The sequence below is a fragment of the Citrobacter sp. Cy070 genome (assembly GCF_030332245.1).
In the GTDB taxonomy this organism is placed as follows: domain Bacteria; phylum Pseudomonadota; class Gammaproteobacteria; order Enterobacterales; family Enterobacteriaceae; genus Citrobacter; species Citrobacter youngae.
On record NZ_JAOWIG010000086.1, the window covers coordinates 84,351 to 104,079 of the forward strand.

General features: G+C 53.2%; 18 protein-coding genes. 5 read left to right on the forward strand and 13 right to left on the reverse strand.

Annotated elements, in window-relative coordinates; translation table 11 throughout:
* Nucleotides 1-63: 63 nt before the first annotated feature.
* Both lexA and OGY19_RS18205 read right to left on the reverse strand, forming a co-directional pair.
* Nucleotides 64-672 (reverse strand): transcriptional repressor LexA, encoded by a 609-nt coding sequence (lexA, locus tag OGY19_RS18200; protein WP_003826596.1) that lies wholly within the window; start codon nucleotides 670-672, stop codon nucleotides 64-66.
* A 109-nt stretch (nucleotides 673-781) separates the two neighbouring features.
* Nucleotides 782-1,150, reverse strand: a complete 369-nt coding sequence (locus tag OGY19_RS18205) for a diacylglycerol kinase (protein ID WP_048213931.1) — start codon at nucleotides 1,148-1,150, stop codon at nucleotides 782-784.
* A 171-nt stretch (nucleotides 1,151-1,321) separates the two neighbouring features.
* On the opposite strand from OGY19_RS18205, the gene plsB reads away from it, so the two are divergent.
* The gene (gene plsB, locus OGY19_RS18210; RefSeq protein WP_048213932.1) at nucleotides 1,322-3,742 is read left to right on the forward strand and encodes a glycerol-3-phosphate 1-O-acyltransferase PlsB; all 2,421 of its coding nucleotides are present in this window, start codon (nucleotides 1,322-1,324) and stop codon (nucleotides 3,740-3,742) included.
* A 54-nt stretch (nucleotides 3,743-3,796) separates the two neighbouring features.
* Here plsB and ubiA read toward each other — a convergent pair whose 3' ends face one another.
* From ubiA to malK, 5 genes are all read right to left on the reverse strand, one after another.
* Complete coding sequence (gene ubiA, locus OGY19_RS18215) at nucleotides 3,797-4,669, reverse strand: 4-hydroxybenzoate octaprenyltransferase (RefSeq protein ID WP_048213933.1); 873 nt, start codon at nucleotides 4,667-4,669, stop codon at nucleotides 3,797-3,799.
* Nucleotides 4,670-4,682: 13 nt separating this feature from the next.
* Complete coding sequence (gene ubiC, locus OGY19_RS18220; RefSeq protein WP_115601150.1) at nucleotides 4,683-5,180, reverse strand: chorismate lyase; 498 nt, start codon at nucleotides 5,178-5,180, stop codon at nucleotides 4,683-4,685.
* A 180-nt stretch (nucleotides 5,181-5,360) separates the two neighbouring features.
* On the reverse strand, nucleotides 5,361-6,308 hold the full coding sequence (malM, locus tag OGY19_RS18225; protein ID WP_115601151.1) for a maltose operon protein MalM: 948 nt from the start codon (nucleotides 6,306-6,308) through the stop codon (nucleotides 5,361-5,363).
* Nucleotides 6,309-6,421: 113 nt separating this feature from the next.
* Nucleotides 6,422-7,777 carry a maltoporin gene (locus OGY19_RS18230; RefSeq protein ID WP_048213936.1) on the reverse strand — a complete coding sequence of 452 codons (1,356 nt, stop codon included), beginning with the start codon at nucleotides 7,775-7,777 and terminating at the stop codon, nucleotides 6,422-6,424.
* A 78-nt stretch (nucleotides 7,778-7,855) separates the two neighbouring features.
* A complete protein-coding gene (gene malK / locus OGY19_RS18235) occupies nucleotides 7,856-8,965 on the reverse strand; it encodes a maltose/maltodextrin ABC transporter ATP-binding protein MalK (protein WP_005132674.1) in 1,110 nt (369 codons plus the stop codon).
* 361 nt (nucleotides 8,966-9,326) lie between these two features.
* Between malK and malE the strand changes: the two genes are divergently transcribed.
* The 4 genes from malE to xylE all read left to right on the forward strand — a co-directional run bounded on the left by malE (nucleotide 9,327) and on the right by xylE (nucleotide 14,963).
* Nucleotides 9,327-10,517 carry a maltose/maltodextrin ABC transporter substrate-binding protein MalE gene (gene malE / locus OGY19_RS18240; protein ID WP_048213937.1) on the forward strand — a complete coding sequence of 397 codons (1,191 nt, stop codon included), beginning with the start codon at nucleotides 9,327-9,329 and terminating at the stop codon, nucleotides 10,515-10,517.
* A gap of 186 nt (nucleotides 10,518-10,703) precedes the next feature.
* The gene (gene malF, locus OGY19_RS18245) at nucleotides 10,704-12,248 is read left to right on the forward strand and encodes a maltose ABC transporter permease MalF (protein ID WP_048213938.1); all 1,545 of its coding nucleotides are present in this window, start codon (nucleotides 10,704-10,706) and stop codon (nucleotides 12,246-12,248) included.
* A gap of 14 nt (nucleotides 12,249-12,262) precedes the next feature.
* A complete protein-coding gene (gene malG, locus OGY19_RS18250; RefSeq protein ID WP_016155340.1) occupies nucleotides 12,263-13,153 on the forward strand; it encodes a maltose ABC transporter permease MalG in 891 nt (296 codons plus the stop codon).
* 334 nt (nucleotides 13,154-13,487) lie between these two features.
* A complete protein-coding gene (xylE, locus tag OGY19_RS18255) occupies nucleotides 13,488-14,963 on the forward strand; it encodes a D-xylose transporter XylE (RefSeq protein WP_061067015.1) in 1,476 nt (491 codons plus the stop codon).
* 41 nt (nucleotides 14,964-15,004) lie between these two features.
* On the opposite strand, the gene psiE is transcribed toward xylE, so the two are convergent.
* The 6 genes from psiE to OGY19_RS24495 form a co-directional block, all read right to left on the reverse strand.
* Nucleotides 15,005-15,415 (reverse strand): phosphate-starvation-inducible protein PsiE, encoded by a 411-nt coding sequence (psiE, locus tag OGY19_RS18260; protein ID WP_115601152.1) that lies wholly within the window; start codon nucleotides 15,413-15,415, stop codon nucleotides 15,005-15,007.
* 145 nt (nucleotides 15,416-15,560) lie between these two features.
* A complete protein-coding gene (locus tag OGY19_RS18265) occupies nucleotides 15,561-17,657 on the reverse strand; it encodes a YjbH domain-containing protein (protein WP_115601153.1) in 2,097 nt (698 codons plus the stop codon).
* Nucleotides 17,657-18,394: a capsule biosynthesis GfcC family protein gene (locus tag OGY19_RS18270; RefSeq protein WP_115601154.1), complete on the reverse strand. Its 738-nt coding sequence runs from the start codon at nucleotides 18,392-18,394 to the stop codon at nucleotides 17,657-17,659. The genes OGY19_RS18265 and OGY19_RS18270 overlap by 1 nt, the downstream gene beginning before the upstream one ends.
* Nucleotides 18,391-19,029 (reverse strand): YjbF family lipoprotein, encoded by a 639-nt coding sequence (locus OGY19_RS18275; RefSeq protein WP_048213943.1) that lies wholly within the window; start codon nucleotides 19,027-19,029, stop codon nucleotides 18,391-18,393. Before OGY19_RS18275 ends, OGY19_RS18270 begins: the two co-directional genes overlap by 4 nt.
* A gap of 63 nt (nucleotides 19,030-19,092) precedes the next feature.
* Nucleotides 19,093-19,335 carry an exopolysaccharide production protein YjbE gene (yjbE, locus tag OGY19_RS18280; protein WP_040229828.1) on the reverse strand — a complete coding sequence of 81 codons (243 nt, stop codon included), beginning with the start codon at nucleotides 19,333-19,335 and terminating at the stop codon, nucleotides 19,093-19,095.
* A gap of 333 nt (nucleotides 19,336-19,668) precedes the next feature.
* A partial coding sequence (locus OGY19_RS24495; protein WP_071528444.1) for an IS1 family transposase occupies nucleotides 19,669-19,729 on the reverse strand: 61 nt, incomplete at its 5' end.

Genomic DNA, 19,729 nt, shown 5'->3' on the forward strand with positions numbered 1-19,729 from the left:
TCGGGCAATTTGCCGGAGAGCAGCGTAAACGCCCTTTCCGGCCGACAGGAAATCAGCAGATCATTACAGCCATTCACCGTTACGAATTACGCCGACAGCCAACCCTTCAATGGTGAAGTTTTGCTCGCGCAGATCGACAACGATAGGTTTAAATTCACTGTTTTCCGGCAGAAGTTCAACCTTGTTGCCCTGCTTTTTCAGGCGCTTAACCGTGACTTCATCATCAATACGGGCAACAACAACCTGGCCGTTACGCACGTCCTGCGTTTTATGCACAGCCAGTAAATCGCCATCCATAATCCCGATATCTTTCATCGACATACCGCTGACGCGCAGCAGAAAGTCGGCGTTCGGTTTGAACAGTGATGGGTCAACCTGGTAATGGCCTTCGATGTGCTGCTGTGCCAGAAGTGGCTCACCGGCCGCGACACGACCAACAAGCGGTAAGCCTTCCTCTTCTTCCTGCAGCAGGCGAATACCACGCGATGCGCCAGAAACGATTTCCAGCACACCTTTACGCGCCAGTGCTTTCAGGTGTTCTTCAGCCGCGTTTGGGGAACGGAACCCCAAACGCTGCGCGATCTCCGCACGCGTCGGTGGCATACCTGTCTGGCTGATGTGATCTCTAATGAGATCAAACACCTCTTGCTGCCTGGCCGTTAACGCTTTCATTCCGCCCCCTGGGTGTATATACAGTTATGCTGTGAGTATATACAGCTAAAGGCGAATTTGGAACCGCAAACTGCACAAAAAACAGGAGATTTATGAAGTTGTGGAATCTTTATCGCAAATGCGACCACAACAGGATGCCCCAGGTGATCACAGCGACAAAAATAGAAAGCAATACCGCAGCCGATCCCATATCTTTCGCCCGACCAGAAAGCTCGTGATACTCAGAACCAATTCGGTCGACAACCGCCTCAATGGCGCTATTCAGAATTTCAACGATCATCACCAGCATCACCGAACCAATCAGCAGTACGCGGGTAATCGCGTCAACGTCCAGCCAGCAGGCAATTGCTACCCCCAACAGTACGGCAACGCTTTCCTGACGAAATGCCGCCTCATTGATCCATGCTGCGCGGAAACCTTGCCAGGAATAGCCTGCTGCTTTGATAATCCGAGTGAATCCAGTGGTATTATTGGCCATCAAAAGAACCTTTTTACATTATTAGCGTGAGTATTATTGCATCGTTACCCTGTTTGTTTCAGGGCATAAGCAAAGCTGCGCGAAGTATGACGGGATACCACAGAAATTCACTAAACTTTCTGATATCCTTGCAGCGCATTTGCATTATTAACCAGAGGCTTTACATCGTTTATGTCCGGCTGGCCACGAATTTACTACAAATTACTGAATTTACCATTAAGCATCCTGGTAAAAAGCAAGTCTATCCCGGCGGAACCCGCCCCGGAATTGGGACTCGATACCTCTCGTCCCATTATGTACGTCTTACCGTACAACTCAAAAGCTGACTTGCTGACGCTGCGTGCCCAATGCCTGGTGCACGACCTCCCTGATCCCCTGGAACCGCTGGAGATAGACGGGACTTTGCTGCCGCGCTACGTGTTTATACACGGCGGCCCGCGTGTATTCACCTATTACACGCCAAAAGAAGAGTCCATCAAGTTGTTCCATAACTATCTCGACTTACATCGCAGCAACCCCGATCTGGATGTTCAGATGGTGCCGGTGTCTGTGATGTTTGGCCGTGCTCCTGGGCGCGAGAAAGGCGAAGTCAATCCACCACTGCGCATGCTGAATGGCGTACAGAAATTCTTTGCTGTGTCCTGGCTGGGCCGCGACAGCTTTGTCCGCTTCTCACCTTCCGTCTCCCTGCGCCGCATGGCAGACGAACACGGCACAGATAAAACCATCGCGCAGAAACTGGCACGCGTGGCGCGTATGCACTTTGCCCGCCAGCGCTTAGCGGCGGTTGGCCCTCGCCTTCCTGCCCGCCAGGATCTGTTTAATAAACTGCTGGCCTCAAAAGCCATCGCACGCGCGGTGGAAGATGAAGCACGCAGCAAAAAAATCTCCCATGAAAAAGCGCAGCAAAACGCTATCGCATTGATGGAAGAGATTGCCGCCAACTTCTCCTACGAAATGATCCGTTTGACGGACCGTATTCTGGGCTTTACCTGGAACCGTCTGTATCAGGGGATTAACGTTCATAATGCGGAGCGCGTACGCCAACTGGCGCACGACGGACATGAAATCGTCTATGTGCCGTGCCACCGCAGCCATATGGACTACATGCTGCTGTCGTACGTTCTGTACCATCAGGGACTGGTTCCACCGCATATCGCGGCAGGGATCAACCTGAACTTCTGGCCGGCAGGTCCGATTTTCCGCCGTCTGGGCGCATTCTTTATTCGTCGTACGTTTAAAGGCAATAAGCTCTATTCCACCGTATTCCGCGAATACCTGGGCGAGTTGTTCAGCCGCGGCTATTCGGTTGAGTACTTTGTCGAAGGTGGGCGGTCGCGTACCGGCCGCCTGCTCGACCCGAAAACCGGCACGCTGTCGATGACCATTCAGGCGATGCTGCGCGGCGGTACGCGTCCGATTACCCTCGTACCGATCTACATCGGCTACGAGCACGTAATGGAAGTGGGCACCTACGCCAAAGAGCTGCGTGGCGCGACGAAAGAAAAAGAGAGCCTGCCGCAAATGCTGCGTGGTTTAAGCAAGCTGCGTAATCTGGGTCAGGGCTACGTTAACTTTGGCGAACCAATGCCGCTGATGACTTACCTCAACCAGCATGTGCCGGAGTGGCGTGAATCTATCGATCCTATCGAGTCTATCCGTCCGGCCTGGCTGACGCCGACGGTGAATAACATTGCTGCCGATCTGATGGTGCGCATTAACAACGCAGGCGCGGCCAACGCCATGAACCTGTGTTGTACCGCGCTGTTGGCTTCCCGCCAGCGCTCTTTGACCCGTGAACAGTTAACCGAGCAGCTCGACTGCTACCTGAGCCTGCTGCGCAACGTGCCGTACGCGACGGACTCAACCGTTCCCGCGCAGAGCGCCAGTGAACTGATCGACCACGCCTTGCAGATGAACAAGTTTGAGGTTGAGAAAGACACCATCGGTGACATCATCATTCTGCCGCGCGAGCAGGCGGTACTGATGACCTACTACCGCAACAACATTGCCCACATGCTGGTTCTGCCTTCGTTGATGGCCGCGATTGTGACTCAGCACCGCCGGATTTCACGCGCCGCATTGCAGCAGCATATTGAAGCGCTGTACCCGATGCTGAAAGCCGAGTTGTTCCTGCGTTGGGAGCGTGATGAGCTTGCCGGGGTAATTGACGAGCTGGCCAACGAAATGCAACGTCAGGGTCTGATAACCCTGCAGAACGATGAGCTGCATATCAACCCGGTTCATTCTCGCACGCTGCAGCTGTTGGCTGCGGGCGCGCGTGAAACGCTGCAGCGCTATGCCATTACCTTCTGGCTGCTGAGTGCGAACCCGTCCATCAACCGCAGTACCCTGGAGAAAGAGAGCCGCACCGTGGCACAACGTCTTTCCGTGCTGCACGGTATCAACGCGCCTGAGTTCTTCGATAAAGCCGTGTTCAGCTCCCTGGTGCTGACGCTGCGTGACGAGGGCTACATCAGCGATACCGGTGATGCCGAACCGGAAGAGACGATGAAGATCTATCAGATGCTGGCCGAGCTGGTCACGTCCGATGTGCGTCTGACCATCGAAAGCGCAACGCAGGGCGAGTAAGCATAAAAAAACCGGTCGAAATGACCGGTTTTTATTTTGCAGGCTAAGCCAAACTCAAAGGTGCCAGTAGCTCATCGCCAGCCCTAAGAACAGTACCAGCCCCACATAGTTATTGTTCATAAACGCTTTAAAGCAGGCATCCCGTTCACGATCGACAATCAGTTTCTGCTGATACACAAACAGCGCGCCCGCCACCAGCAGTGACCAGTAATAGCCCAGCCCCAACCCGTTTAACCACCCCACCATCGCCATCAGCGCCAGCACACCGACCTGCAGAATGCCAATAATCAGCTTGTCGTTTTGGCCAAACAGAATGGCGGTCGATTTAATGCCAATCTTCAGATCGTCATCACGATCAACCATCGCATACTGCGTGTCATACGCCACCGCCCAGAGAATGTTGGCGAGGAACATCAGCCAGCAGCTCAGCGGTACGGACTCGCTCACGGCGGCGAACGCCATGGGAATAGACCAGCCAAACGCCGCCCCCAGCACCACCTGCGGCAGGTGCGTATAGCGTTTCATGAAGGGATAAACCCACGCCAGTGCTAACGCGGCAACGGACAACAAAATCGTCATCGTGTTAAGAGTCAGAACCAGCAGGAAGGCCAGCAACACCAGCACAACAAACAGTGTTCGGGCCTCTTTCTCCGTGACTGCACCGCTCGGCAGCGGCCGGTTTGCGGTCCGTTTGACGTGTCCGTCAAATTTCCTGTCGGCGTAATCATTCACCACGCATCCGGCAGCGCGCATCAGCCACACTCCGGCGACAAACACCGCCAGTATCCATAATTGCGGTACACCAGGGGTCGCTACCCACAGCGCCCACAACGTCGGCCAGAGCAGCAGTAAGGCGCCAATTGGCTTATCCGTACGCATCAAGCGGTGAAACGCCAGCAGCTTACTCTGCGTCAGACTCCACTCCATCTTTATCTTCCTCTCAGTACAACGGCGATGCAGGCAAAAAAAGCTCGGTAAGCATCAGCGGCTTACCGCTCAGCCGCAGTCGGGAACGACGCCCCCACAGCGCTGCATCGCGGCCAATCTCAATAAAATCGCGGGTCAATGTCGATGATGTAAACAGATAGCGCCCGAGCGGGGTTTTCCCCAGATTTTGTAAAGCCAGTTCGGGGCCGCACAAGGTGGATTCAGGCACCACGGTCCGCCCGGCAAGCCATGGCTCACCATCCGCGCATAACAGGATTTCCCGCAACCAATAGCGGGATTCTGCCGGCAGCAGCGTCAACTCTTCAGCGACCTCATTTTGCCCAACGAATCCTTCTCGTATCAATGTTACGGTGACCTGTTTTCCCTGCTGCTCAAAGCGTTTGGTCATCGAATCTTCCAGTAACAACCAGTCGAGCAATTGAGGGGCAAGCGACGGGATCGCATCAAAATAACGCAGAGCACGCAGTTGCGTTAACGCGGGGTGTGGCATGCCTTACTCTCCGATTCATAACCTGAAGGCATTGTATCGCAGAAAAGGCTTTGCGGGGTGAGCAAACACGATTAAGTGATCGGTAGGGCAACATAAGTGTAACAAGTAGCATCGAAGGATAAAAAAAGGTGCGCCAGGAGACGCACCAGTTGTTGCAAAATCAACAATGTGGGGAGATGGTTACCCCTTGCCTTTTACACTGCTGATAAAGGTGGAACGGGCAGATTTGGATCCCAGACGTTCAGCTTCATCAAGCAGCTTCAGCGCTTTATCAACATCACCTTTCGCCACGGCATCCTTAATCGCCTGGTTAAAATAGTTCTCAGTGTCATTCAGCATCGGCTCGCTTTTCTTCACCGGTTGCGGTGCCGGTGCGGCTACCGCGGCAGCCGGGGCTGCATAGGCCACCGCAGGTGCAGCGGTATTACCCACCGTCACCGGACCCGGGCCAGAGGAGCCAAACAGCGGCCCAACCAGCACGCTGGAGGTGCTGTTAGTTTTCACCTGCAGTTTCACCAGACCATCGGTAGTATGGCGGGCAATCGGGTCCGGAATATCCGGAACAGCATTGCCCACGCCCTTGGCATACGCTTTCGCCGGGTCAAGCAGCGTGGTGGTCTGTTGGAGATCTTTATCAGTAGTAAAGACCAGAACATAAAGCTTCTGCTGTCCCAGCGCTGGCGTCAGACGCATCACCCCTTCCAGGCGATCCGCACTCATCACACCCGGTGCCTGGTAGGTAAAGTAGCTGCTGGGGAAGAACGCAGATGGCGTCATGTTCTGATCAAGAATTAAAACGTTTGGCGCAAATATGCTGGTTTGTTGGTTAACTTCACTGCTCAGCGTCAGGGTCAGTTCACCAATATTGGCCGGTACGCTATAGGCGGCAACCGGGCCGCTAATACCGGCAATGTCCAGACGCTGTCCCGCTGTCGCCAACGGGGTTGACTGGGTTTTCGATTGGTCGACGGGCGTCCAGGCCAGTTGTTGCAACGCAGCCGTCGGAATCGACGGTGCAGCTGCGGTGTCCTGCGGAACGATATTCACATCGGCCAGGCTGATTCCAGGAACGCTGGCAAATAACCCTGCCGATAAACAAAGGGCAACGAGACTTTTCTTCATTTTCATTGTTATCACCTCAGATAGCATGGGTTCAGCGGTGGCCAGGCAATAGCGCGCTAAACCGTAAGTAAGAGGGGCTTACGCCCCTCTTTAGGTCATTACGTCAGGTTAATGCTGGATTACCACCAGATTTCCATCTGGGCACCGAAGGACCACTCGTCGCTATCGCCACGGCTGGTTGTGCTGATACCGGAGTTGGTTGCAGCAGCATATTTAGAGACCTTATCTCCGTTTTTCACGTAGCCCCATTCTTCATCCCATTTGGCATAGGTTGCAAAGACGCGGATTGCCGGACGAGACCAGATGCTGTCGCCTGCCTGCCACTGTTGCGCCAGGGTGATTTTGTATTGGCTGTTGCGATCGCCAGTCTGTTGAGATTTGACGTTGTCGTAGCCGACTTCCATCAGGGTGCTCATGATTGGCGTCCATTTGTACATCGGACGAATACCCACGGTGTACCATTCAGTACCCAGGTCGTTATCCATGTCGATATTCTGATACATACCGACGTACATCAGGTCCCACTTGTCGCCCAGAGAGATAGCTCCGTGGTCAAGTACGCGCACCAGGCTACCGTTGTTATTGATGTTGTTGTTTACATGATGGATAACGGGATCATTTGGTGTTGCCTGGGTATCGAAGGTTGAACCGTAAGTACCCTGCGAGCCACCTTTACCCTGCGTGGTCATCGCGTCAGTTGCATACTGAACCACAAACTTGTTATAGCCCTTCAGCATGCTCTGAGTATGTTCTGCAGTGAACATCCAGCCATCTTTAGAAGCGCTATCCGCGTAGCTATAACCGTCAGTTTTATTCGCACGACCGTAGTCAACACCCAGTTCCAGCATGCCGTCCGGGTTAATGGCCATCTGCGCTAAACGCATGTCGAATACGTCGTTCGCGGTATCTTTGGATGTGTCGTAGATATTCTGGCTACTGAAGGTGTAAGAACCCCCCGCTTCCTGAGAACGGGTTGCGGCCAGAGACAGCTTACCAAAGCCCAGATCGATGTTTTCAATACCGGCACCAGGACCTGAAATATCCCAGTAGTAGAAGTCGATCATATGGACATCATGACGCTGATAGAAACGTTTACCGGCCCAGATGGTGGAACCCGGCAGCCATTCAATCAGGTTTTTACCCTGCACGTTGGCTTCGCGGAAAGCAGGATCAGTCGCTTCCCAGTCATTCTGCTGTGCAACAGAGTAGGCAACGTTAGTGTCGAAGTAGAAGCTCTTATCGCCTTCTTTCCACACTTCCTGGCCCAGCTTAATTTCGGCATAGGTTTCACATTCGTTACCGAGACGGTATTTACTTTGGGCACCGGTTGCCTGGAAACATTGTTGTTCGCCGCCACTACCCGTCCAGCCGATACCGGAACGAGCATAACCATGGAAATCGACAGCCATTGCCTGAACAGACATAATGCCTGCTGCCACAGCAACCGCCAGAGGAAGTTTGCGCAGAGTAATCATCGTTCTATCTCCTGAGATCATTGCTTTTCTTTAAACGCTTCACCTTGACGGTTTTGCGCTTTTTTTTAATGGGATACCTTAAACGCCCGGCTCTTGATGCAACCGACGACATGCAGTGCCATCCTCACGGAACAGATGGCAACGCTCTGGCGGCAGGCCGATAGCGAATGTGGCACCCTCTTCTACCAACACCACGTCGTTCTGGCGGTAAACCAGGTTCTGACGGATGGCGGGGATCTGGATATGGATTTGTGTTTCGTGACCAAGCTGCTCGACTACCTGTACTTCACCTTCGAGGGTGACATCAGCAATATCGCTGGGCAGCAGATGTTCCGGGCGGATACCCAAAGACATATTGGCGCCGACCTGCACCGCACGGCTTTCCACTGGTAGCCATATTTGCTGGCGGTTAGGCAGCTCAACCTGAACCTGATCGATCGCCGTTGCCGTCACTTTCACCGGCAGGAAGTTCATCTTTGGCGAACCAATAAACCCGGCAACAAAGCGGTCAGCCGGGTAGTGGTACAGCTCCAGGGGTTTACCTACCTGCGCGACGCGGCCGGCATCCAGCACCACAATTTTGTCGGCCAGGGTCATCGCTTCGACCTGATCGTGGGTGACGTAAATCATCGTGCGGCCAAGACGCTTATGCAGGCGGGAGATTTCAATGCGCATCTGGACGCGCAGTGCGGCATCGAGGTTTGACAGCGGTTCGTCCAACAGAAAGACTCGCGGCTCTGCAACCAACGTTCGGCCAATCGCCACACGCTGACGTTGTCCACCAGAGAGCGCTTTGGGTTTGCGCTCCAGCAGATGGGCCAGTTGCAGCACTTCTGCGACCTGATTAACACGCTGGTTCATCACCTCTTTTTTGGCACCTGCCAGCTTGAGGCCGAACGACATGTTTTCGGCGACGGACAAATGGGGATACAGCGCATAGGACTGGAAGACCATCCCCACGCCACGTTCGGCGGGCGGAATGTCGTTCATCCGGGTCTCCCCGATAAACAAATCACCACTGGTGATGGTTTCAAGTCCGGCGATCATACGCAGCAAGGTTGACTTACCACAGCCTGACGGTCCGACAAACACCACGAATTCCCCTTCGTGAATGTCGAGATTGATATCTTTCGATACCACCACGTCACCCCAGGCTTTCGTTACATTTCGCAGCTGTACGCTCGCCATGCCCTTCTCCCTTCGTTACAACCTGTCATCGACAGCAACATTCATTGATGGATTGACTATGCGTTATCCCTTAACGGCGTGAATCCTCCACCCCCCAGCTTTTTTATGGGGGAGGAGGCGGGAGGATGAGAGAGCAGCGTCTGAGACCCTGGCTGTACGCCGTGGAGGAATTTCGTGATGTCGCTTGCAAAAATCAGTGGGTTTTTATGTGCGCCAGTACGCATTACTCACATTTATGTAACACAGATCACATAAAGAATGGGTGGGGCGTAGGGGTAAGGAGGATGGAAAGAGGTTGTCGTATAAAGAAACTAGTCACCGTTAAGCCACCTCTGCAATATCACCAAACAGGATGGGAACTATGAAAATCAAAACTGGCGCACGCATCCTCGCATTGTCCGCATTGACGACGATGATGTTCTCCGCCTCGGCTCTCGCCAAGATTGAAGAAGGTAAGCTGGTTATCTGGATTAACGGCGATAAAGGCTACAACGGCCTCGCTGAAGTGGGCAAAAAATTCGAGAAAGACACGGGTATCAAAGTCACCATTGAGCACCCGGACAAACTAGAAGAAAAATTCCCGCAGGTTGCCGCGACCGGTGATGGCCCGGACATCATCTTCTGGGCACATGACCGCTTTGGCGGCTACGCGCAGTCTGGCCTGCTGGCTGAAATCACTCCGGATAAAGCGTTCCAGGACAAACTCTACCCGTTCACCTGGGATGCCGTACGCTACAACGGCAAACTGATTGCTTACCCAATCGCGGTTGAAGCGCTGTCGCTGATTTACAACAAAGACCTCGTGCCAAATCCACCAAAAACCTGGGAAGAGATCCCAGCGCTGGATAAGACACTGAAGGCGAAGGGTAAATCTGCGCTGATGTTCAACCTGCAAGAACCGTACTTCACCTGGCCGCTGATTGCTGCCGACGGCGGTTACGCGTTCAAGTTTGAAAACGGCAAATATGACGTGAAAGACGTGGGCGTGGACAACGCTGGCGCGAAAGCGGGTCTGACCTTCCTGGTTGACCTTATCAAGAACAAACACATGAACGCGGATACCGACTACTCCATCGCAGAAGCGGCCTTCAACAAGGGCGAAACGGCGATGACCATCAACGGTCCGTGGGCGTGGTCGAACATCGACAAGAGCAAAATTAACTACGGCGTCACGCTGCTGCCAACCTTCAAAGGCAAAGCGTCTAAACCGTTTGTTGGGGTACTGAGCGCCGGTATTAACGCCGCCAGCCCGAACAAAGAACTGGCGAAAGAGTTCCTCGAAAACTACCTGCTGACCGACCAGGGTCTGGATGAAGTGAACAAGGACAAACCGCTGGGTGCCGTGGCGCTGAAATCCTTCCAGGATCAATTAGCAAAAGATCCACGCATCGCCGCCACCATGGATAACGCCCAGAAAGGCGAAATCATGCCGAACATCCCGCAGATGTCCGCATTCTGGTATGCCGTTCGTACCGCAGTGATCAACGCAGCCAGCGGCCGTCAGACCGTCGATGCCGCGCTGAAAGATGCACAAGGTCGTATCACCAAGTAATACGGTTTCCCTTATTTCTTAGGGAATCAGGTTTATTGAATACGTTGTTACGCGAAATCATTCGCGCTACATCGAGGCGGCAAGGAGGCAAATCCCCAGTCACTTACATAAGTAAGTGACTGGGGTGCGCTTCCGCAGCCAACAAAGAGGTAGTGCGAAGGATAAAGCGTAAAGAGGAAGATCCCCATGGATGTCATTAAAAAGAAACACTGGTGGCAAAGCGACCGGCTTAAATGGTCAGTGATAGGTCTGCTTGGGCTGCTGGTCGGTTACCTTGTTGTTTTGATGTACGCTCAGGGGGAGTACCTGTTTGCCATCATGACGCTGATTTTAAGCTCTGCTGGCCTGTATATTTTCGCTAACCGTAAAACCTATGCCTGGCGTTATGTTTATCCTGGCGTCGCTGGTATGGGGCTGTTTGTTCTGTTTCCATTGGTTTGCACCATCGCAATTGCCTTTACCAACTACAGCAGCACCAACCAGCTGACCTTTGAACGTGCTCAGGAAGTCCTGATGGATCGTTCGTATCAGGCTGGTAAAACCTACAACTTCGGTCTGTATCCGGCGGGTACGGAGTGGCAACTGGCGCTCACCGACGGTGAAACCGGCAAAAATTATGTTTCCGATGCCTTCAAATTTGGCGGCGAACAGAAACTGCAACTAAAAGAAACGGATGCCCTGCCAGCAAGCGAACGTGGGACGCTGCGCATCATCACCCAGAATCGCCAGGCGCTGAACCAACTGACCGCTATTCTGCCGGATGAAAGCAAAGTGATCATGAGCTCGTTGCGCCAGTTTTCCGGCACGCAACCGCTCTATACCCTCGCTGACGACGGCACGCTCACCAATAACCAGAGCGGCGTAAAATACCGTCCGAACAGCGACATTGGTTATTATCAGGCGATTAACGCTGACGGTAGCTGGGGTAGCGAAAAACTCAGTCCAGGCTATACCGTTGCCATCGGCTGGGATAACTTCACTCGCGTGTTTACCGACGAAGGCATCCAGAAACCATTCTTCGCCATCTTTGTCTGGACGGTGGTCTTCTCCGTTCTGACAGTGATCCTCACCGTTGCTGTGGGGATGGTGCTGGCCTGTCTCGTACAGTGGGAGTCTCTCAAAGGCAAAGCGATTTACCGTGTCCTGCTGATTCTTCCGTATGCCGTACCGTCGTTTATCTCGATTCTGATTTTCAAGGGCTTATTCAACCAGAGCTTTGGTGAAATCAACATGATGCTGAGCGCACTGTTTGGTATCAAACCAGCCTGGTTCAGCGACCCAACCACCGCGCGTTCGATGATTATTATCGTCAACACCTGGCTCGGTTATCCATACATGATGATCCTGTGCATGGGTCTGCTGAAAGCAATTCCTGACGATCTGTATGAAGCCTCGGCGATGGATGGCGCAGGCCCGTTCCAGAACTTCTTTAAGATAACGCTACCGCTGCTGATTAAGCCGCTGACACCGCTGATGATCGCCAGCTTCGCCTTTAACTTTAACAACTTCGTGCTGATTCAGCTGTTGACCAACGGTGGCCCGGACCGACTTGGCACCACCACGCCAGCCGGCTATACCGACCTGCTCGTGAGCTACACCTACCGTATCGCCTTCGAAGGCGGCGGCGGACAGGACTTCGGTCTGGCAGCGGCGATTGCCACGCTGATCTTCCTGCTGGTGGGTGCGCTGGCGATTGTTAACCTGAAAGCCACACGAATGAAATTCGACTAAGGAGGGCACGGAATATGGCTATGGTCCAACCCAAATCTCAGAAGCTACGTTTATTGACCACGCACCTTCTGCTACTGATTTTCATCGCGGCGATCATGTTCCCGCTGCTGATGGTCATTGCTATTTCGCTGCGCGAAGGTAACTTCGCCACCGGTAGCCTGATCCCGGAAAACATCTCCTGGGAACACTGGAAACTGGCGCTGGGCTTTAGCGTTGAGCACGCAGATGGCCGTGTGACGCCGCCGCCGTTCCCGGTACTGCTGTGGCTGTGGAACTCAGTGAAGGTGGCCACCATTACCGCGATTGGTATCGTGACGCTTTCCACCACCTGTGCTTACGCCTTTGCCCGTATGCGTTTCCCGGGTAAAGCAACCCTGCTGAAAGGGATGCTGATTTTCCAGATGTTCCCGGCAGTACTGTCTCTGGTCGCCCTGTACGCGTTGTTTGACCGCCTGGGCCAGTACATTCCGTTTATCGGCCTGAACACGCACGGCGGCGTGATCTTCGCCTATCTTGGCGGTATTGCACTGCATGTATGGACGATTAAGGGTTATTTCGAAACCATCGACGGTTCGCTGGAAGAAGCGGCCGCGCTGGATGGCGCAACGCCGTGGCAGGCATTCCGCCTGGTGCTGCTACCGCTTTCCGTTCCGATTCTGGCGGTGGTATTTATTCTGTCGTTCATTGCCGCTATTACCGAAGTCCCGGTCGCGTCACTGCTGCTGCGTGATGTGAACAGCTATACCCTCGCGGTAGGTATGCAGCAGTACCTCAATCCACAGAACTATTTGTGGGGCGACTTTGCCGCCGCAGCTGTACTTTCCGCCATTCCGATCACGCTGGTATTCCTGCTGGCGCAGCGCTGGCTGGTCAACGGCCTGACCGCGGGTGGTGTGAAAGGTTAAGTTTCATCAAAGTAGTTGTGTTACCCCGCCCGGCAACGGGCAATGCCACTGCAACCCTCAACTTATGTTATCCCAACCTGTGACTGTTATTCGGCGCTCTACGGAGCGCCCTTTTTTTATGTTATTTTGCATTACCGTTATGATTATTTCCTTTCGTGCTCTCCATCACTGCAATTCTATTTTTCGTCTGGAAATAAACTAATTAAACGGAATTAAGATCACAGAAAAGACAAAACGTAATTGCAATGTAAAAAATGATAATTGTCTTCCCTGCCTGTTAAATTCACCATCACAGCACTGATCAAAAGAGCTGTACCCTCTAAGGCAGGTCTGAATGAACACTCAATATAATTCCAGTTATATTTTTTCGATTACATTAGTCGCAACTTTAGGAGGACTATTATTCGGTTACGACACTGCGGTCATATCCGGAACGGTAGAATCCTTAAATACCGTATTTGTCGCTCCACAACACTTAAGTGAATCCGCCGCCAACTCATTGTTGGGTTTTTGCGTCGCCAGTGCGTTGATTGGCTGCATCATCGGCGGTGCGCTGGGCGGGTATTGTAGTAACCGCTTTGGTCGCCGGGATTCGCTGAAAATCGCTGCGCTGTTATTTTTTATTTCCGGCATCGGATCCGCATGGCCAGAATTAGGTTTTACCACCATTAACCCCGATAATGCTGTGCCTGTTTATTTAGCAGGATACGTCCCCGAATTCGTTATTTATCGCATCATCGGTGGTATTGGCGTAGGTTTAGCCTCAATGCTCTCACCTATGTATATTGCTGAGCTGGCTCCGGCACATATTCGTGGGAAATTGGTTTCCTTTAACCAATTCGCGATTATTTTTGGCCAGTTACTGGTGTATTGCGTTAACTATTTTATTGCCCGTTCAGGCGACGCCAACTGGCTGAATACCGATGGCTGGCGATATATGTTTGCCTCCGAAAGTATCCCCGCCCTGCTGTTTTTACTGCTGCTGTATACCGTACCAGAAAGCCCACGTTGGCTGATGGCGCGCGGCAGACATGAACAGGCAGAAGGTATTCTGCGCAAAATTATGGGCAGCACCCTCGCCACTCAGGCCATGCAGGAGATTAATCAGTCACTCGAGCATGGACGCAAAACCGGTGGTCGTCTGTTGATGTTTGGTGCGGGCGTGATCGTTATCGGCGTGATGTTATCCATCTTCCAGCAGTTTGTCGGTATTAACGTCGTGCTGTACTACGCACCGGAAGTCTTCAAAACGCTTGGGGCCAGCACCGATGTGGCGTTATTGCAGACCATTATTGTCGGCGTAATCAACCTGAGCTTCACCGTGCTGGCTATCATGACGGTGGACAAATTTGGTCGCAAACCGCTGCAGATCATTGGCGCACTCGGCATGGCAATTGGGATGTTCAGCCTCGGCACTGCATTTTATACGCAGGCTTCCGGCCTGGTGGCGCTGCTGTCGATGCTATTTTATGTCGCGGCATTCGCCATGTCCTGGGGACCGGTTTGTTGGGTGTTGCTGGCAGAAATCTTCCCGAATGCGATTCGCGGTAAAGCGCTCGCCATTGCAGTTGCGGCCCAGTGGCTGGCGAACTACTTCGTCTCCTGGACCTTCCCAATGATGGACAAAAATTCGTGGCTGGTTTCCCATTTCCACAACGGTTTCTCCTACTGGATCTACGGTTGTATGGGCATCCTGGCGGCGCTGTTCATGTGGAAGTTCGTGCCGGAAACCAAAGGCAAAACACTGGAAGAACTTGAAGAACTGTGGGAACCCGCCGCAGAGAAAACCCAGCCCGTCTCTGCACAATAAGCCTGACATGCAACACGCCGCCCCAACGGCGTGTTGTTTTTTTACTCTCGCTTCAACCGCTTCGAGTTGCACAGCCACAGGGTGATCACCAGCAGCAGGATCGCCGCGGAATAGGTAAGCACATCCATAGGTGCTTTATGAGCGACAATGATCAACCGCACAATCGCGGTGATCCCGATATAGATAAAATAGCGCAGCGGAAAGTGAAACCCTGACTGAAAGTACTTCACAATCAGTGCGATAAATTCAAAATACAGAAAGTAAACCACCAGTCCTTCCACCAGCTCATATTTGCTAGTTTGTTCCGGCGCGAACAGCACATCTGCCAGATGCAGCGTTTCTTTCCCGAGGAATACGACCAGGATCAGGCCCAGACTCAGCAGCCCCAGATTCAGCACGGTCTGCAAGATGGTGGAGATAAACTCCACGCGGGGACGAGATAGCGACGTCATAACAGCACCTCTTACTCAGTGGCGAGGTTCCTGTATAACGCAAAAATGTGACAGAGATCTACATTTTTTGTTTATATTTTGTTCGCATGACGGTTCTTGCCGGATGCCCGGTAAGCGTAGCGCCACCGGGCGATCAACATTCACATCACCGGAAATTCTCACTTCTGTCACTGGTCATATCGTACAGACCAAACTTACGCCCAAGCTGCTGACCGCCATCACGCGTTAACGGTGTCCAGCCTATCGCCGCGCGACTGCGGGTTGGGCCTGACGAGAACAGATCCAGCGGCACTGAAACGTACACCCCTTTAGTAAAATCACCCTCGCCGTACTCATCCGGTGAGGCATTAGTGATAGTCGCATAACCACCCACCACGACACCGCTGTCGAAGCGTTTGGCTACCTCCAGCGTTCCGCCCTTATCCCCGGCCAGATACTGACCCACGCTGGCTTTCACCAGCACATCCTGAGCGAAAGAAGGATTCCAGTACGCGGTCAAATGCCCGGTCTTCACGCTGTAGTCGGTGAATTTCATCATGTCCTGTGCGCTACGCCAGTCACGCTGTTTCACGTAGTTGGCGTCAATGCCAAACGCCCAGTTGCTGTCCAATGGACGGTACAATACTTCCGCGCCCGCCCCGCCATACATGGTCTCCAGATAGCCGCCGTAAACCTGTCCGTAAAACCCGTTCCCGAGTGACTGGAAGTAATTGGCCTGCAGGTTATTCACGTAGACGTCGTTCTGTACATACTCACGCACATGGGTACGCACCCGCGGTAAATGCGAATCCTGCGGCGGGTTGGTGTAGTTAAACTTGTCATAGTTATTGGCGAGGTTGGCGAACAAACTCCCGGTGGTCAGCAGATGATCGGTAACCCACCAATCTGCCGTGCCCATCACGCCCAACTGATACATATAGAAATTTTCCGGGCCGCCTACCGACTGGTTAAGCACCGGATCGATGTGGAAATCGAAGCGCGACTTATCGATATACCAGCCCTGCTCGGTCGTTTTCGGCACTACGGGCTCAACACGTTTTTGCGCCAGTTGAGTCTCATGGCCCAACGGCTCGCCTTCCAGATGGCGCTTCAGGCTGGAAACATCCGTTTCGGTCGTCACCTGCGGCAAGTTAAGGCGATTCTCCGTAATACGGATCGTGCGGATCCCGTCGGGAAGATCGTTCATCACGATCCGGTTGGCACGCTCGATCCCCTCGCGCGAATCACGGTATTTCACCTGTTCGCCTGTTACATACAGCGTATCGCCCTGCACCTGGATTTTAGGATCCGCCAGCCCTGCATTGTATTTCAGCAGCGTTAGCTGATTCGCCACCACCGAATGTTGCAGGATGGCATCCTGCGGCTGTGGTTGATATTTCGGGCGGGCGTTGTCGTTATAGTGTGGTCGCAGATCGTTAAAGTTAGTCCGCAGCGTGACCCCAAACATAAAGGTGTTGCCGCGCTCATAGCTGAGGTTAACGTCGGCCCAATCGGTGACGCGATAAATAGCGCCGACGTTAAACTTGCTCTTCTGATCCAGCTTGCCCGCAAAATCCTGCTGATAATTATTTCCCTCGTACTCCAGCTTCAGGCGCAGCGGCTGCCAGGGAGTCTGATACTCTACGCCGCCAAACAGCGATGCCGGGCCGTGGAACATCTGGCTGCCGTCAATGGAACCCGCCTGCTTGTAGCTGTTATCGCGATGACAGAATTTATCGCTGTATGAGCAAAACGGATTGCTGACGTTGCCGCTGGTCCCGAGGTATCCCCAGCCGAGACCGAGCGAGAAATCAAACGGTCCCCAGGCTTTGTTCGCCACAATATACTCCGCATCGAACAGGCCCGTTCCGCCTATATCGCGTGCCCCCACCGCCACCTGCGGCATCCAGTAGCTCTCTTCCCACAACCGCAGCTTCAGGTCGAACGCCTTATCCTTGTATGTCTGATCGCCTGAAAACGACTCCACGCTGCTGTATTTTTTGGTGCGCACATCGGTATAGCGCAGGGTCGTTTCCAGCCACGGGAACAGTTGCACCGACGCGGAGTAGTAGCGGTACTGATCGTTATCGCGGTAGTTAAGGCTCATTTCGCCCTCACGCGCCATGCGTGCGGTTGGGGTTTGCAGCAGCCCCACGCCGCCAAAATCAGACTGGGAAGGACCAATCGGCGCAGGATACGTTTCACCGTGACAGGCCGCGCTGATACCCAGCGCCAACAGGCTGAGCAGATAAGTTTTTCTCATTATTCGGGTATCCGCTGGGTCAGGGTGCGAAGAATGTCGGCATTGATTTCATCCGGGGTGCTGCTCCAGACAGAGTCCGACAGCCCGACAAAAATGATGCTGCCGGGCATCGGTTCAATGTGACGTTTGTTCCAGTAGGCGACCGGTACTTTTTGTGTGCGCCCGTTGGGATAGACAACCCAGGCGTAGCTACGATCCGCGCCGCTGAGCCGATGCTGCCCATCGAGATAGCTGGCAACATCACGTCCGGGTATAAACGGCTGTTTACCCGGGTGGCTTAGCAAACCCAACAGCGTGATATCCGTGGGCTGCGGCCCAACCCACAGCGTGTAATTGCCCTGCAGCGGCGGGTTGCCTCGCTCGCTGACGCGTACAACATCCGGGTCGAGATTAATCGTCTGTCTGCCGGTCACCTTCAGCGCCTGAATTTGCTGGCGTAACGCGTTGATAGCCGCGGCATCATCACCGCTTTCTCCAGCACTCAACGTCGCCAGACGATCCAGTAATGCCTGCTGCTGACGTTGCGCCTCAGCCGTTGCCCGCTCTTCGCCAATCACCGCGCCTGGCCACCAGCTATTCGCCAGCTTCGGTTGACCCACCAGATCGACCAAATGCTCCGCGCCGGTCAGCGTTTTTGCTTCGGTGCTGCCTGTCGTGATCACTTTTACACTGCCCGCAGCAAAAACAGATGCCGCACACAGGCTGAAGGTCAGCGCGGTAATCATTCGTTTCATCATGATTTTGCCGCCTTAATCAGCGTAGTTTTCACCGGGAAGAAACCTGCGCCAAGATACTGTTCTGACTGGCGAATCATGCCGTCACTGTCTACCCAGTAGCGGTTATGCCAGCGCGTTTGATCGGTGGTGACGTCTTCATCGAGGATGCGTACCGGCGTTTCATCTCTGCCGACCTTGATGGTGTCAGCGCCATCCCATGTGAAAACCGAGCGGGCGGTGGCATAGCGTACCTTCTGATGCTCGGTCCAGCCCATCGTACGGGACCACGTTGCGCCATCGACTATCTGATTGGGCTTACTGAGCGGGTCGGCAGCCAGATTATTCACCTCGATGAGGTTGTCTCCGTCGAGCTGTGTTTTCACCAGTCGCCCATGTTGCGTCACGAGAATGGCCCGATCCTGAGTCACCCATTTCTGCTGTCCGTTTTCCGCAAACGCGAGTACCACAAACAGCTGGGGACCGCCGTTGAGCTGCATATACTGGCTGGCGTAAGGCATATTTTGGATTTCATCATCCGTCATCTTTACGCCGGGAGTCCCAAATACGCTATCCCACAGCGAATGCCCCAAACCTTCGGTGGTGGCTGAGCACGCCTGTAGTAACAGACAAACCATTATGAGCGCGGGTCGCTTCACGACGTTTCTCCAGAGAGGCAAAATAACCACACCGAAGTGTGGTTAGAATTAAACGTACCGGTATTACTGGGTACTGGTGGTTGTCGTGGTGGTGGTTCCGGTATTAGAACCATCGCCGCCACCGGTTGCCGCCAGGGCAACCCCCACCGCGGAACTTACGGTGCTCACGCTGGTCGCGGAGGAACTTCCCGCCGAAACCGACGCGGCAGCCGACCCTGCAGCCTCACCCACCTGAACGGGGGCGGCATAGACAGACGTCGCCGCAAGCGCAGATATAGCCCAAAGGCCATACACAACTTTTTTCATCACAAATTCCCTTCATTGCATGAATGGAGATTTACCCAAAAGAATTTCGGGCGAGATCGAGTATACACAAGCCAAAGTGTTCAAATTACGCCACAGGGGAATTTAGGATAATTAGATAGCGAGAGAGAAAACGATTAACAATAAATAATAAAAACAATTAAATTCAAAGAGTTAAAATATAATATCGAAAACACAATATCCGGTAAATCTTAAAACATCAGAAACAGGAGAACGTTGAACATATTATTTTAGGATTAAGCTCAATTAAATTTTTAGGTAATAAGGTGGAGAAGTGGAATTATCTTATAAAAAAAGCTGGGTAATGACTCCAACTTATTGATAGTGTTTTATGTTCAGATAATGCCCGATGACTTTGTCATGCAGCTCCACCGAT